We start from the raw sequence: 15781 nt of genomic DNA, 5'->3' as shown, positions 1-15781 counted from the left end.
CGCTGGACGGAGCCGTACGCCTGATGGTGCACCGCCCCATATGAATCATGTATCGCTGTCCGGCCCGATCGGTCGCCATCATTTCCAGCAGCACCAGATCCCAATTCCCGACGCGATCGAACGCGCGACCACACTGCTGATCCCAGCGCCGTCCGGAAAATGGCATGTCCCCGGCGGCTGCAGGTACGCACATGAGCATGCGGGCCAGTCGGTGCCACTGCTCGAGGTCAGGTGGGGCGATCTGTGCGGCAACTGCGCCCCCACGCAAGATGTTGATCCACTGCACACTTGCGCCCTGCGTTCCGTTGCCACTCTCTCCGAGATGAGCGCGGCCGTCAGTGCGTTCGCTGAAGAACTGGCCGACCCTGGCAGGTCTTTCGAATGGCTCGACTACGCCCGGCGCCGGGCCGGGCGACCCATCACCGACGAGTCATTGCCAGCTTTGACCGCCCCTATGCGTGGCGTCCGCGGGTGGGCCCGCACTGTCGCGGCTGTCAACCGCGCTGCCCTGGAATACTCGGGCCAGTTCGACGCCCTGCTGGCGCAGCTCGCCGAGCGGCTCGGCACCGACTCCGAGGACGGGCTGTTCGATCGCGCAATCGATATCGTCGCCACTGAAACACCGGCCTGCGCCGAAAGCGAACAGCTCCAGAGGATCACCTGCGCCGCCGATCCGAACCATCGAGCCTACGTTGCGAAAAACCGCGGCTTCGACGCGTGGACATACGTCGCCGACCTCTGGCTGGGCGCACACCGGCAGGGGACCAACCATCCCGACATCATCACCGCACGCGCCAAACAATCTCTTGCCGAACGTCTCCCCCACGTCCGCGACTTGACCCAATTGCCCATTGACCCGAGTGTGGCACCACATCCTGCCGATACCCCGCAAACCTGGGCCGACCGGGTCCTAGCCGCGCTTCGCGACCGCACGGTCACAGCGTGGATAGAGCGAGCCGAGATGACCCTTCACAGCCTGCGCGACGCACACCGCGCAAGCAGCGGTACCGGGCCAGAGCGTGCCCTGCTGGTTACCGGATGGCCCCTGCACCACGACTCCTGTGCACGACTGGCGTACCTGAGCCAATACCCCACGCTGCTGATGCCCTTACGGATCGTCGGCAGCGCGGACTGGCAATTTCCTTCCACCGAGACCTGCGTGGCAGTACTGCGGGTGCCCGAGGCCGCTGCCGAGCAAGCCCACGCCATCTCCAGCAACGTCCGCTCCACTGCGCTGGCAGCCGGTACCGACCCCGTCGTCGCGGCGTCCCGGCTGGTGCGCGACTTCGGAGTCGTCGTCCATCCGATCGATCTGCCACCGACGGCCCGGCCATCACGGCTGGTCGAATCGGAACGAACCCGGTTGGCCACCGCGATCACCGACACACCCTTCCAAGCCCATCCCAGGCCATTCACCCATGGCGCCGACCTTCCCCCGCACGTCCATGACCGCGGCGGCGAGTGGACACCATGGACAGCACGTGCAGCCTTCCACCGCCGAGGTTCGGTCTTCATCCCCGGCATCGATGATCTCGAGCGATTCGCCCTCGGCTTCGTCCAATCAGGGATGTACGACACTCTCGAGGTCCAGGTGCGGCTCCAAATACCCGCCGGAACGCCCCCGCGTGTACAGCGCTATTCGAACCAGGTGCCGGCCATCGAAAACCCACCCACTCTCACACAGGCTGGGCTGATCGATGTCCCCGCCATCCTGCACGGCCTTACCGACGACCGCACAACCCTGCTGCTCAAGATCGACCCGTGCCGCGACCCGATCCAAGTGCCCCTGAACTACATCGCCATGCTGCAATTCCTGCGCTGAGCGCGACAACGGCATCCGCCTAGCTGGAGCTTGAACCGAGGGCGTAGACCGATCCCGTGGTGGGTTTGCCGCCGCGGTTTTCGTAAGGCGTGGGCACCACCGATCGCAGCACGGCCGGGGGAATTGCGAGGGCGTCGGCGGCGGCGCGGTACGGCCGCGGCCCGAACCGTCGGCTGAGAAGTGTCCACAGCAGCAACGGACTCTCGTTGCCGACCTCCACAGGTTCTTCTCGTCGCCATCCTTTGGCCGATAACTGCACGAACAATGACCGTTTGCGGCTGTCGGTGATCAACTCCAGCGCTGAAGCCCTCATGATCAGTGCTTGCATCGATACACCCCACGTTGCCTTGATCCGTCCGAAGTCGGTCAGGGTCGTCGCGTCGGAGAGGATTTCGACAGCGCGTGACCGGGGCACCAACAAGGCGGCGGCGAACTTGTTCGCCTCGCCTTCCGGGTCGGCCGCACGGGGACGAAAAGAGTGCAGCACCAAATGCCCCACCTCGTGCGCGATCGTGAATCGCTGCCGATCGCCGTGAGTTCCAGGGAAGAATCCCACCAGGGCACTAGCGCCCAGACCGCCCCAATACGACGCGCCGAAATGCCCGCCCCCCGCAGGCGCCTCATCACCGTCGATGTGGGGAGGAACGATGGGGGCCACTGCGACGCCTGCACGTTCCAGTGCCCGCGTCAGGTGGGGAATCGGCGCGTCCGGAGCGAGCCGCAGCGATTCCCGCGTCTGGTCGGCCAACTCGTTGATCTCGTCGTCACTAACCGATTCCTGAGTGACGAAAGGTAGGTCGGCGACAGGGTACTTGCTCTCGGTGATCAGCCCGTCAGACACACGGTAGCTCTCGCGATACCAGCGATGTATCCGGCGAGTCATCGTGATGCTCGCGCCTGCCAGCTTGCGAAAGCGCAGCGAATCCAGCGGAATCGCGTTCGACTCGACGTAGAAAAAGCTCAGCGGTGTCCCGGTCGCTGTCGCGATGACTTCCAGCTCCGCGTCGGTTACATCGCGGAACTGATTCTCGGCATCGGATAACCGCGACTGTCCCAACCCCGTCATCTCAGCAAGCTGCCTCTGCGTGAACCCGAATAGCTCACGCAGCGCGCGTATCCGTTCACCCGGAGACGCCGCGAGCATCACCACCGCCTTCCTCGTCGCCATCCGCGGGCGGCATCAACAGATCCAGCCCCTCATCGGTCGGCTGAAACTCCAGATCCGACAACTCCTCAGCCGTCTCGGGAAGCACGAACTCGAGATCGACCTTCGCCTTCTCGCCCCACTTCCACGGGCCGATCGTACGGACGATCCGGAAGCTCGGTGTCGCCAACTCCGGATCGATACGCCACAGCCCCAGCAGACGGTCGTTCGCCTCCCCGGTCAAAGACAGCTGACGCGGCAGCGGCGGATTGCTGTAATACGCCCGCCGCGCCGCGTTCGTGCCAGGCGGAGGGATGTGGTCGTCGGCGTGCGCGTGAAGCAACTGCACCCGGTAGTTGTCATCGGTCAACCACAACGCACCGTTCTGCGAATGTTTGCCACTCAGCTTCCACGCACCCAGCAGACCCTTCTTCTGCCGAAGCTTGTGGTGGGCCAGTGCGCGGATCGTGTGCGTCGCATGCCAACCATAGAGCTCGGCCTCGTCGAGTTCAGGCAGCCGCTCCCGACGGATCTGCTCAGCCCACGTGAACGTGTCGTGTAGCGGCTCACACAGATCCGACAAGGCCGCACGGACACGCTCCACATGAACCTTAATCATGGCGCAGATATTATCACGACAAAAGTTAATACGTACATCCGTTCGACCATGGCGGTCACAGGGCTGGTTGCGGATCGCAGATGCGTGGGTTTTGCGGCGTGCCGTCGCGGTATTGACGGGGCAGGAGAGGAAGATCGCGCGGCATGACGGCAGGCGCGCGAAGCAGGACCTCATCGCCGCGGCGAGAAGATGCCCACACCTTCGAGGTGGCCGGGCGGGTCTTGAGCCTGCTGCTGGATTCCATCGGGCCTCTCGGACGAAGCCTGGGATTTCATCTGTGGCCCAGCCCGATCGACCCAGGGTTCGTGCTGTCATGGCGAGGTCCTGTGCCGAGCGAGATCGAGGTGATCCAGTACTTGGTCAACGCCTCGGCCGACGACGAGCTGACCACAGCCCTGCGGCCCGGCGATGTGACGTTCGACTTCGCGACGGGGGACAAGCACTACACCCACGTCGACGTTCAGGGCGTGCGGTTTCAGCTCCGGCCGGAGCGGATGCTCACTCCCAAGGAGCTCGCCTCGTGGGGCACCTACTGGCGCAGCGGGAATCTGGAAGCGTTGCTGAGCTGATCGGCCGACCCGTTGGTGGACGGCGGTTGGTGGACGTCGCTGCGCGCGTGACTACGCAGACTGGGTTGCCTTGAAGGCGCTGCCGCACGAGCTCCGCTTGCCACCGGGGCCACATGGCCAGCCGAGCGTGCAATTGGTAGTGGGCGGCGACTGCCTCGAGATGTCAGGCACGGTCACAGCAGCCAAGACTCGATGCCATGTCACATACATGGAAGGGCCTCTATGCAGGTGTGAACCGCCCTGAGGCTGATCGTGAAGATGGGTCTGACCAGACTTAGAATTTTTTGATCTTGGTTTCGAGACAGAATCGGTTTGAGACTCTCGTCTTTCAGTCACATGTGGGTGAGGCTGCTCGCTGTTGGTAGAGCCGGAATGCCACGTCGCTGGCGAGGGTGGCGGCTTCAATGGCCTGCGCGATGGCATCGGGATCAGCCTTGACCTGTCGGTAGTAGATGCTCGGATCGCTCTGGCTCCTCGACACGATCTCTGGGTGTCGCAGTAGTTCTGGCCAGCCGAGGCCGTGGGCGTGGCCAGAGTTGACGCGCCACAGCAACTTGAGGGCGTGCGCGGCGCCTTCATTCTGGGGATCGATGTACGCGGCGGCCTGCTCGATAATCTGGGTGTCGCTGGGCTTTCCACCGTCGAAGCCTTGAACCTGCTCGATTGTGCTGACCTGCGTGTCGACGTATGTCCGCACAGCGGAAGCCTGCTCAGGCGTGAGGAGCCTCGCCATCGAGCCACCTTCGATATCGGTCACCAACGCTCGCAGTTGTCGGAAATCTTCATGGGCAAGAGAGAGTGCGCGACTCTGGCGGTCCGCACGGAGTTTCGGACTCAGTACCCAGATGGTGCACGATGCCGCGAACAGGGAAGCCCGCGCCGGGGTGAACTGTGCGATAGGTCGGGTCCGGACCTGGACCGACTCGAACAACAGGCTGAGGTGATCGGTTGCTGAGATGAGCCCTTGGAGCGCGACCTGACTTGTCGGCCACGCCGGGTAGAGCCTGTCGTCCCCGGCCAGTGCGCTGCCTGCCGCTGGCGGGTGCGGCGAGCCCAGCCATTCGAGCCGCTGGCTCGTCTTCTCATGGTCGTGCCTGATCCGCTCGGCGCGCTCAGCCGAGATCGCATCCAGAAAGCTCATGCGCTGAAAATGTACGGGGCCGCCCGCTTCACCGCCGGGGTCCGTGTGCTGGGATCAATGCGACCTCGAGCTCGCCGACTATATCCGGAAACTCGGCGGAACCGTCGTCGGCGTGAGCACAGCCTTCCACCCAGCTCTCGACAGCGTCCTCCCAGACTTCGCCGACGCCATCGCAATCGGGCAAGTCGCAGGTGGCTGAGTGCCGCTCACTGCATAAGCGCGTCCCAGGTCGCCCGCAGCCTGACCGCCGACGCGATGAAGGACCCCCGGGAAGGCCCGGTAAAAGCTAGCGGTAAAGCTAGCGGTAAAAGGTTGCCAATCGGCCGTTTTCGTCACAGAGTGACATATAGCTGAGAGGTATTACTCGCCGCGCGATAGCTCAAGGTTGAAGTGGCTCGACCAGTGGTTTTGTGAAGATCAACTGTGGTTGAGTCCAGATTTGGTGTGATCTGAGCTACTCGACACATCGTGACCCGGATCACAAAATGCACGGGCCGCTGGTAAAGTCGTCAACGTAACGGGTTAACTTTGCACGGCGCAATCAAACGCTGAGAGCCAAGAAGCCCGACGAGGCTGCAGACCTACGCCGGGCTCTTGGACACCGGGACACGTGGATCAGGGCAGGAAATCCAGTACCGCGTGCACCATCGCGGACGCCAGTTGAGTGACAGTGGTCATCCAGCTGGCGTCCGCTTCTCTTTCGAGAAGCCGCTCGACGTTCAGCATGAACGAGCCGATCTGAACTCCCTTAACGACCGCTTTCCTCAGGCGGACCCACCAAGGGGTTTTCGCCTTCGGAACATCCGATCCGTGGTCTTCCACTGTTCGGTTCCTTAGAGGTGTATGACCGCCCGCGAAGGGCGTATCCGACCGCCCTTGCGAGCGGCCCGGATCGGGGCCATCCCGATCCCGATCGGAGACCGGGAACGGCGTCATGCACCTGGAATCGGATAGCGTGAAGCTTGCCGAGTCGGACCCGTGAGAGTTTAGTGGAGTTCGCCGACGCATACCTACGCCGACCCTCCCGCGGTCGCGCGGTGCAGTATCCGAAACGGCTTGAGGACTAACCAGATCCCGTCACCCAACCGGTCCATCGCCCGGTCGCCGGTCGACGTTTACCCGGGATAGCGGCACTTCTCTATCCGGTGTGAAGCACACGGATTTGGTGTCGCTGCGCTTGATCGTCGGCTTGTCACCGCCGTGTTCGGATGCGCGGCGAACTTCTTGTACACCTGTTCGGATCTGTACCAGCCGGGGTTCGATCAGTCTGAATCAGGAAGTAGCCGAACACGACGAACAGCCCGGAAACGAGTCCAGGGCTGTCGCAGTGCGGCTCCTCACGGGTCGGTCAGATGTCCTCGATTCGGATGGTGGCGACGGTGAAGTACCGCACGTCTTGCGCCGCCAGTCGCTGGTGCGGGTGTACCCGGCGGCGGTGAGCGCCTGGTCGAGCGCGTCGAGGCTGGCCGCCGCACCAGGTCCGGTAGCAATGAATTCCCATCGGCAGCTGACGTGGCGGCCGTAGAGGCTGCCGTCGGCGCTGTGGAACAACTCGCAGGCGTAAAGATCGCGACCGCATCCGCGGCGTCGTCGAGGCGAGCGATGGCGTGCAAGTCGACGGCTTCGGTGTCGGTCATCGCGCCCCCCGGGGTACGCCGTCCCGCAGAAAGTGCAGTGGCTGGCGGCGGCCTGGCGCTGGGCGATCGCGTCGTCACGTGCCGCGACCGCGGTGAGGTTGCCCTCGGCGAGGTAGTCGGCCATGCTGCGCAGCTCGGCCGCGGCGTCGGCTTACTCCACCAGCGCTTCCCAGAGCGCCTCTCGGTTGACGTAGCCGGGCCACACGGTGAAATCGACCGCCTGTCCCGCAGCAATGGCGCGGCCGACTGGCTTCCCCGCCGCGGTGCAGAAGCTGACAGGGGGTGGATCGCCGCCGGCCCTCGCAGCGAACGCGCGATCTCCTGTTGGCCGGACAACGACCCACACCCCATCATTTCGGATTTACAAGATCGGCTCCGATGCGTTCTGGTCCTCCACGCGCTGGTCGTTGAGAGCGCCGCCAGCACCGGCCGGCGCGGTGCCACGCCAGGGGGCCTTCGAATCGGCGAGGGTGTCGAGCATGAACTGACACCACAGCCGTGCCCCGTTCACAGCCAGCCGCGCATGACGAGGTCCCAGGCCCGACGGAGCAGTGTCTCGTCCATGGCCGGTGCCATAGTCGTTTCGCAGCTCGGCGATTCCGCTAGTGATCGTGAGCGCTGCGCCGAGTACCTTCCGGATGGTCGAGGAGTCGTCCGGTCCGGGCTTTGCCTGGGAGGGATGGACCAGTAGCGCTTCTTCGGCCATACGGGCGAGCTTCGGAAGGTCGTGGCCGCTGTCGAAAGGCACGCCCCGCTCCCGGAGCACGAGTTTCGCAGTGCTCTCCACAAGTTCTTTCGCTGAACCGATCGCCAGCGCAGGGTCGTCTCGGGCAACGGCATGATCGATACGGTCCAGGTGCTCGAAGATCACCGTTGCGTCGCGGAGATCGCCCAAATCCTCCCGCCTCAGCACGATCGGCGGCCCGCCAGTGATCCGGCCTTGGTTGTCAAAGGTATAGCCGTCACGCGCGAAGAGCCTTCGGAGTCGCTCGATGTTCTCGGAGGGGTCCCAGTCAGGCGCCCAGGGATGGTGGAAGAGATGTCGTAGCGCCACTTCGAAAACGCGTAGCGCGCGGGAGACCTGTCCCGGGTCAGTCCAGTCGACCTGATCCAGGTACCCCTGAAAGCGGGTCACACGCTCACCGCCGACCGGCTCAGGATCTTGCTCCGGTGGAGCGAAGAGTTCGTCTTGCCACATCTCGTCGATTTCGCGCAGCACAGTGCCGCTCATCTGATCACGCACTGCCTCCCGAGTGCGTTTGTTCACCAACTCGGACCGGGTCATGACGCCACCTTTATGGCCACTGACAAGCCCGGCGTCAGAGACAACACCACCAGAGGATGGGTCTCCGGCCCTTTCGGATCGACGGGATACGGCTGGGTGTTGTCAGGCTCGACCGATAAGCTCATGCTGCCTGTACTTCCTTTCATCGGTTGACACAGTGGAGGTGTAGGTGTACTGCGGCCCCTGCCTATGCCCAGGCGGGGGCCGCGCTGGTGCCGAGGTCGATAGCGACACAGCGGTTCCGGGATGCGGAAGCCGCAATCGACGTTCGGTGGGTGGAAGCCTAGCCATGAGGGCCGACGCAAAAGAGCGCCGTGAAACAGCGATGTGAAACACACATATCTCCCCATCGCGGCGTCGAATTTCCTCTGTCGCTGGGCAACTGAGGGCGAACCTAGGCGACCCCACCGGCTAACACCAAACCGAGCTGTGCACGCAGCTGTGGATAACTTGGCTGCACGTGTTGATCAACTGTCGAGTTCCTGGGGATGGCCGCGGTATACGTCGTACCACAGCTACCGAGCCCAGCGCTTGACCAGCGGATTCCGCTGAGCGACTACGGACACCGTCGCGCTGCGTGACCATGTGCGCGTCGAGCTCGCGATCGAGTTGGGCGAGAGCGTGACCGGCAGGTGCAACCGGGGCCTCACCGCGAATCCGTCGGACCGCCGTGCGCCAACGCGCATTGAGAGCATCGGCGACAGCGGAACCGGCTTAGCAGCGGGCACGTCAAAGAATGCATGACACTTCACCTGCGTCCTGCGCCGAACCCTGAACCGCCGCTCAACGGCGGACCTACGTCTGCGGAATCGGCCCGAATCTGGTCCGAGTTTCTTCGTCAACGCCGCGATGCCGCACGATCCGCAGGGCAAGGAGACGAGTCCTCCAGGTGTTCTCCCGACTGCAATGATGGATCTAGCGCACTGGGTCTCTCGCCGCGTTGTCCTGATGGAGGATGAGCAGGAGCGTGACGGGTGCGCCCTGGGTTCGGGCCAGGAGTTTTATCCTCCTGGCCCGAACCCAGGGCGGTGCCGGGTCCACCTGCGAACGGTGAGACCTATGAGTCAGCGATCGTCATCGTCCTCGCCAGCTGCGCCCGCGCGCAGAACGGGCGGTTGTTCCCCGTGGCTGTTTCCGCGTAGCACCTCGGTCAGCTGCTGACGGTGCTCGCGGGCCGCGCGGTCGGCCATTGCGTGGGCTGCGGTGATCGCGCGAGAGTAGTCGGCATCCCGGCGTTCGAGCTGCTGGCGGTGTTCGGTTCTCTCGTGGTCGAGTTGGTCACTTAGCCGCTGGTTCTCCGCAGCGGTCGACTCGACTTGCTGACGAGCCGCATCGCGTTCTGCCTCGGCTCGCGCGTGTGCGACGCGAGCGTTGTCGACGTGGCCGCGCATCTCGGCGAGTACCGTTTCGGCTTCCTCATACACCCGGTCCCGGTCCGCCTCGGCCTCGGCGATCCGCGCCGCTGCCTCCGACTCCACCTGCGCGAGGCGGGCGGTGGCCTGCTCGGCATTCTCGGTCGCTTCCTCGGCAGCGGCGATGGCGAGCTGTTCGAGCTCGACGGCTCGATCGAGGCGCTCGCGCATCGTCGCTGCCGCTTGCTCGGCGTCGGCGCGGGCTTGTTCGGCGGCGGTGATGCGGCGGGTGGCCTCGCGCTGGATCTCGGCGATCTCCCGGTCGACCACGCCCGGGTCGGTCAGTTCGGTGATCAGCTCGGCGGTGTCGGTGGCGACCGCAGCGAGGTCTCCTCGAAGGTGCTCGTAGCGGTCCAGAAGCGCGGCGAGAGTGAGCATGCCGTCGGTGACCGGCCGCAGCGACGGCCGCGTGGGTGCAGCGCTGGCATCGCGGTCGGCTTCTTTCATCCGGCGGCGCAGTGCCTTCTGCGCGTTGTGCTCGGGGTTGTCGCAGTATTGGCGCGGTGCTCCGGGCTGTCCGGGTGCGCGTGGCGGGACGGGGGCTGTGCAGTGGGGGAAGTGGCAGCGGGCCGGTTCGGTGCCGGTCGCCGCGAGGTCAACGGCTGTCAGCATGGGATTCCATTCCATTCCGTTGCATTCCGTTCCATTCCATCTCTGGAATGGAACGGAATGCGGATCAGGGGGCTGGATGCGGTCGGTCAGGCGACGAGGGTGAGCATGCGCGCGCGGACTTGGGGAAGTCGCGCGGCGATGACCTGGGCCGCGGAGGCGCTCGCGGTGCGGTCGTTGTGGCCGTAGCGGCGGTCGGTGATGGTGACCGATTCGTGTCCGGCGTCACGGGAGACCACGAAGATCGGTACGCCGTCCTGCAACTTCCACGAGATGCCGGTGTGCCGCAGCGTGTACGGAGTCAGGCGCTTGCGCTGCAGTGTTGTGATCGCCTTGCCGTAGTGGGCGATCAACTGCTCGGGGCTCGCGCCGCGCCACAACGCCTTCTTGCTGAACGGCTCGAAATCACCTTCCGCGAGGGCCTTCAGTCGGCGCAACGCGGGCTGCCAGCCGCGATTGTGGAAGTAGCCCGCCGTGATCGGCGTGTCGTTGACGGTGTGGAACAGCAGCTCGTCGCCGGGACGATCGAGGTCCAGTCGCTCGAGTGTCGCCAGCGGCACGTGAATCGTGCGCACGCCGCGTTTCGTCTTGGGCTTGCCGAGGGTGAGGCGGCTGCCGCTGTCCTTCCACGCCTTGCTGATGCGCACCGCACCGGTGTCGGGCTCGATGTCGTCGACGAGCAGGGCGAAGATCTCGCTGGGCCGGGCCATGGATACCAGGCCGAACTCCGCCAGCGCGCGCCAGCGCTGTCCGAGCAATTGTTCGAACAGTTCCCACTCGTCGTTGTCGAAGATGTCGAGTTCGGGCGCGTCGTGGCGGGGCAGCCGCATGCCCGCGCAGGGGTTGTAGGTGATCAGCGGTTCGGGTCGTTCCAGCGTGGCCGCCCGCATCCCGCCCGAGAGGAAGCCGTGCTTGTTGTGGATGGTCTTGGGTGAGTTGCCCTTGTCCTGTTCCAGGTATCCGATCCACGCGGCGTCGAGATCCTGGGTGACGGCGTCGACGGTGGTGTCGCCGAAGAACGGCGCGATGTCGTTGCGGATGTAGGCGTGGTACTTGCGCCGGACAGGTTCGGAGACGCCGCGCAGCCGGTCGGTGTAGCGGGTCAGCCAGTCGGTCAAGCGGACACCGCTGCCATCGCGGCGCTGGACTTCCAGCACTTTCAGCGCCTCGTGGACGCCGATGCGATCGACGAGTCCGGCCCAGCGTTCCGCGGGCGCGAAGTCGTCGAATGTTTCCGAGGAGCGGCGACGGACGCCATCCTCGTCCTCGTACTCGAACTGGACCTGCCAGGCGATCGAACCGTCGGAGCGGCGCCGGGGGCGCGGAGTGAACATGTGAAGGTGTCTCCTGGGTCGGAAACGCCTCGAGATGCGGGTCAAAAGCCCTGCTGTGACACCATTGTGACATAACGCAGGTGCTCAGAGCCGCGAATGTGGTCCTGACCTGCAGGTTCGTGGGTGGGCCTAGGAGGACTTGAACCTCCGACCTCTTCGTTATCAGCGAAGCGCTCTAACCGCCTGAGCTATAGGCCCGTAGTTTGTGTTGTTTGCATGAACAACGACGTGTAGAGACTACACAACACCTATCCACTGAACCAAAACGGCTGGTAGAAGCCTTAGCGAGGCGCACTTGCGGCGGCAGCGACAGCCGCTGTCCAGCGCCGCCGGTATGACAGTCCGTCAGGCGACAGCATCCACGAAAACGGCCGGCACTCTGCCCGTTGGGCGAGTACCGGCCGTCTGGACGTTCCGGGACTAGTCGGGGTCGGCCAGGGTGACCTGGATGCCGCCGACGAGGTCGCAGCACTGGTTGTAGATGAAGGTGCCGACGGTGCCGAGCGCGGTGAACAGCACGACGTTGATCAAGCCGATCACGCCCGCGTACCCGAACACGGTGCCCGCGTCGATCAGTCCCACCGAACCGCTGTCCTGGGACACCATGTCGGTGAACGTGTTGTTCAGCCGCTCCCACACGCCCATGCCCTCGAGCACGATGTACAGCAGGCCGACCGCCAGCATCCACACGAAGAACATCGCCACACTGATGACCAGCGAGATCTTCAGCGTCGACCAAGGGTCGATGCGACGGATCTGCACGGTGGCCCGCAGCGGCTCGCCGGAGGCGACCGCCGCGACCGCGACCGGAACCGCGGGCGAAACCGGCCCGGACTGCTGGCCCGCGGCTTCGGTCTGCGGCAGCGGATGCCGGATCTCGGACAGGTCCGGCATGTCCTTGATCAGTTCCGGCCGCGCGATGCTGCGGGTGGGGCCGTCGATGCCGACGGACTTCACCATCGCCGCTTCCTTGCGCGCCGCCTTGGCGGCCAAGTCGGCGGTGGTACGCGCGTTGGACGTGCTACCGCCGAGGCCGCCGCCCGCACCGCCCGAGGTCGGGCGGCCGGTGACCGGGGCCTGCCCCGGGCGGTACAGGTTGGACTGCGGCTCCCGCTGCGGCAGCTGCGCCCACCCATCCTGATACGGCGACTGCTGTCCGCCATTGGCGGCGCCCACCGGCTGCTTGTCCTCGCTCTCGGGCGCGGACTGCGGGGCCTGATTGGGGATCCGAGTCGTCTTCTGGTCGAAGCGATCCTGGCCGTCGCCTCCGGGCGCCTGGTCGGGCGCGCCCTGCTGCTGCGCGACCTGCGGATCGCGGATCTCGCGCGGCTGGTTGCCGCCGGGCTGGTTGCCCGGCTGGCCACCCGGATGACCGCCGGACTGCGGCCCGTTCGACTGGCCCTGCGGACCACCCGGCTGCGGCCCACCGGGATGGCCGCCACCAGGGTGACCGCCCGGCTGGCCGCCGCTCTGCTGGCCTTGACCGTTCTCGGCCGAGGCGACCGGCCGTGGGATCGGCCGCGGCGGAATCGGTGACGGTGCGATCCGCTCGGTCACACCGTTCGTCTGGTGCCGCTCGTCATTCGGCTGATTCGGAGTGGTCAATGGGAATCCTTAGATCCGTTCGTTGCCGCCGCTGTTGGGTTACTTCTCGGAGGAGCCGGTGTCGCCGCCACCGGAGACCTGATCGGGATCGGGCTCATCGGCATTGCGCGCGATCGCAAGCAAGGTATCGCCCTCGGCGAGGTTCATCAATCGCACGCCCTTGGTCTGTCGTCCAGCCTTACGAACCTGCTTAGCCGCCGTCCGGATGACGCCGCCCCCGGAGGTGATCGCGTACAACTCATCTTCGTCGTCGACGATGAGCGCCCCGACCAGGGTGCCACGTTTCGCGTCGAACTGGATGGTCAATACACCTTTACCACCGCGGCCCTGCGCGGTGTACTCCTCGATCGCGGTCCGCTTCGCGTAACCGCCGGACGTGGCGACCAGCAGATATGTGCCGGCGCGGACCACGTTGAGCGACAACAACTCATCGCTGTCGTTGAACCGCATGCCCTGCACGCCGGAGGTGGCGCGCCCCATCGGACGCAACGCCTCGTCGGTGGCCGAGAACCGGATCGACTGGCCGAGAGCGGAGACCAGGAGCAGATCGTCGTCGGCCGAGCAGAGCACGGCGCCGACCAATTCGTCCTCGTCGCGCAGATTCACCGCGACGATGCCGCCGCTGCGGTTGGAGTCGAAGTCGGTCAGTTTCGACTTCTTCACCAGGCCGTTCTTGGTGGCGAGCACCAGGTACGGCGCGTCATCGTAGGACTTGATCTGGATGATCTGGGCGATCTTCTCGTCCGGCTGGAAGGCCAGCAGGTTGGCCACGTGCTGGCCGCGCGCGGTGCGGTTGGCCTCGGGCAGTTCATAGGCCTTGGCGCGGTAGACCCGGCCCTTGTTCGTGAAGAACAGCAGCCAGTCGTGCGTCGAGGTGATGAAGAAGTGCTTGACGATGTCGTCCTGCTTGAGGCCCGCGCCCTGCACGCCCTTGCCGCCGCGCTTCTGGCTGCGGTAGAGATCGGTCTTGGTGCGCTTGGCATAGCCGGTCTCGGTGATCGTGACGACCACGTCTTCGCGAGCGATCAGATCCTCGTCGGCCACGTCACCGTCCGCCGAGACGATCTGGGTGCGCCGATCGTCGCCGTACTTCTCCACGATCTCGGCCAGCTCGTCGCGCACGATCGCGCGCTGCCGCTCCGGCTTGTCGAGAATGTCCTTGTAATCGGCGATCTCGGCTTCGATCTTGGCCAGATCGTCGACGATCTTCTGCCGCTCCAGCGCCGAGAGCCGCCGCAGCTGCATGTCCAGGATCGCGGTCGCCTGGATTTCGTCGATGTCGAGCAGCTGCATCAGGCCGGTGCGCGCGGTGTCGGTGTTGGCCGAGCGGCGGATCAGCGCGATGACCTCGTCGAGCGCATCGAGCGCCTTGACCAGGCCGCGCAGGATGTGCGCCCGCTCCTCCGCCTTGCGCAGCAAGTACCTGGTGCGCCGGACGATGACGTCCAACTGGTGGTTGACGTAGAACCGGATCATCTGGTCCAGGCGCAGCGTGCGCGGCACGCCATCGACGATGGACAGCATGTTGGCGCCGAAGCTGGTCTGCAGCTGGGTGTGCTTGTACAGGTTGTTCAGCACGACCTTGGCGACGGCGTCACGCTTGACCGTCACCACGATGCGCAGGCCGACGCGGTCGGAGGACTCGTCGTGGATGTCGGCGATCCCGGCGATCCTGCCGTCCTTGACCTGCTCGGCGATCGCGTTGATGAAGTTGTCGGTGTTGACCTGATAGGGCAGCTCGGTGATGACGATCGTGGTGCGGCCGCGATTGTCCTCCTCGATCTCCACGACACCGCGCATCTTGATCGAACCGCGGCCGGTGGTGTACGCGTCGTGGATGCCCTGGGTGCCTACGATCAGGCCCGCGGTCGGGAAGTCCGGGCCCTTGATCCGCTCCATGCACGCGGCGAGGGTGGCCTCCTCGTCGGCGGCGTGGTTGTCCAGCGCCCAGTAGATGGCGGCGGCGAGCTCGGTCAGGTTGTGCGGCGGGATGTTGGTCGCCATGCCGACCGCGATGCCGTTGCTGCCGTTCATCAGCATGTTCGGCACGCGGCTCGGCAGGACCACCGGTTCCTGCGTCTTGCCGTCGTAGTTGGGGACGAAATCGACCGTCTCGTGGTCGATCTCGCGCAACATCTCCATCGCCAGCGGCGTGAGGCGGCACTCGGTGTAACGCATGGCCGCCGCGCCGTCGTTACCGCGACTGCCGAAATTGCCCTGGCCGTCCACCAGCGGGTAGCGCATCGCCCACGGCTGCGCCATACGCACCAAGGTGTCGTAGATCGCCGAGTCGCCGTGCGGGTGGTAGTTACCCATCGTGTCCGACACCGGGCGCGCGGACTTCACGTATCCGCGATCAGGCCGGTACCCGTTGTCGTACATGGCGTAGAGAATGCGGCGATGTACCGGCTTGAGGCCGTCGCGCACCTCGGGTAGCGCGCGGCCGACGATCACGCTCATCGCGTAATCGATGTAGCTGTTCTGCATCTCCAGCTGGATATCGACCGGTTCGACGCGGTCGCCCGCACCGTCCGGCGGCAGGGTGATGTCGGTCATGAAGTCTCCTTAACGGGCTGACGTGCGAAAACTGCCGGGCGCCACCGC

General features: G+C 65.1%; 11 protein-coding genes and 1 tRNA gene. 2 read left to right on the top strand and 10 right to left on the bottom strand.

Annotated elements, in window-relative coordinates; genetic code table 11:
* Positions 1-40: 40 nt before the first annotated feature.
* A complete protein-coding gene (locus ACIHAX_RS32160; RefSeq protein WP_397281381.1) occupies positions 41-1822 on the top strand; it encodes a hypothetical protein in 1782 nt (593 codons plus the stop codon).
* A 19-nt stretch (positions 1823-1841) separates the two neighbouring features.
* On the opposite strand, the gene ACIHAX_RS32155 is transcribed toward ACIHAX_RS32160, so the two are convergent.
* Together ACIHAX_RS32155 and ACIHAX_RS32150 are read right to left on the bottom strand one after the other, a co-directional pair.
* Positions 1842-2966, bottom strand: a complete 1125-nt coding sequence (locus tag ACIHAX_RS32155; protein ID WP_364434523.1) for an XRE family transcriptional regulator — start codon at positions 2964-2966, stop codon at positions 1842-1844.
* Positions 2944-3759: a hypothetical protein gene (locus ACIHAX_RS32150; protein WP_364434390.1), complete on the bottom strand. Its 816-nt coding sequence runs from the start codon at positions 3757-3759 to the stop codon at positions 2944-2946. The genes ACIHAX_RS32155 and ACIHAX_RS32150 overlap by 23 nt, the downstream gene beginning before the upstream one ends.
* A gap of 152 nt (positions 3760-3911) precedes the next feature.
* Between ACIHAX_RS32150 and ACIHAX_RS32145 the strand changes: the two genes are divergently transcribed.
* Positions 3912-4154, top strand: coding sequence for a hypothetical protein (locus ACIHAX_RS32145; RefSeq protein WP_364434387.1), 243 nt, complete (start codon positions 3912-3914; stop codon positions 4152-4154).
* Positions 4155-4482: 328 nt separating this feature from the next.
* On the opposite strand, the gene ACIHAX_RS32140 is transcribed toward ACIHAX_RS32145, so the two are convergent.
* From ACIHAX_RS32140 to gyrA, 8 genes are all read right to left on the bottom strand, one after another.
* Positions 4483-5295 (bottom strand): hypothetical protein, encoded by an 813-nt coding sequence (locus ACIHAX_RS32140; protein ID WP_364434385.1) that lies wholly within the window; start codon positions 5293-5295, stop codon positions 4483-4485.
* 615 nt (positions 5296-5910) lie between these two features.
* A complete protein-coding gene (locus ACIHAX_RS32135) occupies positions 5911-6117 on the bottom strand; it encodes a hypothetical protein (RefSeq protein WP_364434382.1) in 207 nt (68 codons plus the stop codon).
* Between the two features lie 1176 nt (positions 6118-7293).
* Positions 7294-8217: an abortive infection family protein gene (locus tag ACIHAX_RS32130; protein ID WP_364434379.1), complete on the bottom strand. Its 924-nt coding sequence runs from the start codon at positions 8215-8217 to the stop codon at positions 7294-7296.
* Between the two features lie 1064 nt (positions 8218-9281).
* A complete protein-coding gene (locus ACIHAX_RS32125; protein ID WP_364434376.1) occupies positions 9282-10241 on the bottom strand; it encodes a hypothetical protein in 960 nt (319 codons plus the stop codon).
* Between the two features lie 86 nt (positions 10242-10327).
* Positions 10328-11572, bottom strand: a complete 1245-nt coding sequence (locus ACIHAX_RS32120) for a site-specific integrase (protein ID WP_364434373.1) — start codon at positions 11570-11572, stop codon at positions 10328-10330.
* 124 nt (positions 11573-11696) lie between these two features.
* Positions 11697-11770 (bottom strand) — tRNA-Ile (locus tag ACIHAX_RS32115).
* 222 nt (positions 11771-11992) lie between these two features.
* Positions 11993-13177 (bottom strand): DUF3566 domain-containing protein, encoded by a 1185-nt coding sequence (locus ACIHAX_RS32110; protein WP_364434370.1) that lies wholly within the window; start codon positions 13175-13177, stop codon positions 11993-11995.
* A gap of 39 nt (positions 13178-13216) precedes the next feature.
* Positions 13217-15733, bottom strand: a complete 2517-nt coding sequence (gene gyrA / locus ACIHAX_RS32105; RefSeq protein ID WP_355073421.1) for a DNA gyrase subunit A — start codon at positions 15731-15733, stop codon at positions 13217-13219.
* Between the last annotated feature and the right edge of the window lie 48 nt (positions 15734-15781).

Origin of the sequence: Nocardia sp. NPDC051929 (assembly GCF_044548645.1) — a bacterium.
In the GTDB taxonomy this organism is placed as follows: Bacteria; Actinomycetota; Actinomycetes; order Mycobacteriales; family Mycobacteriaceae; genus Nocardia; species Nocardia sichangensis.
Note: the sequence above shows the minus strand (reverse complement) of the source record. Positions and strands in the feature narration are given on the sequence as shown.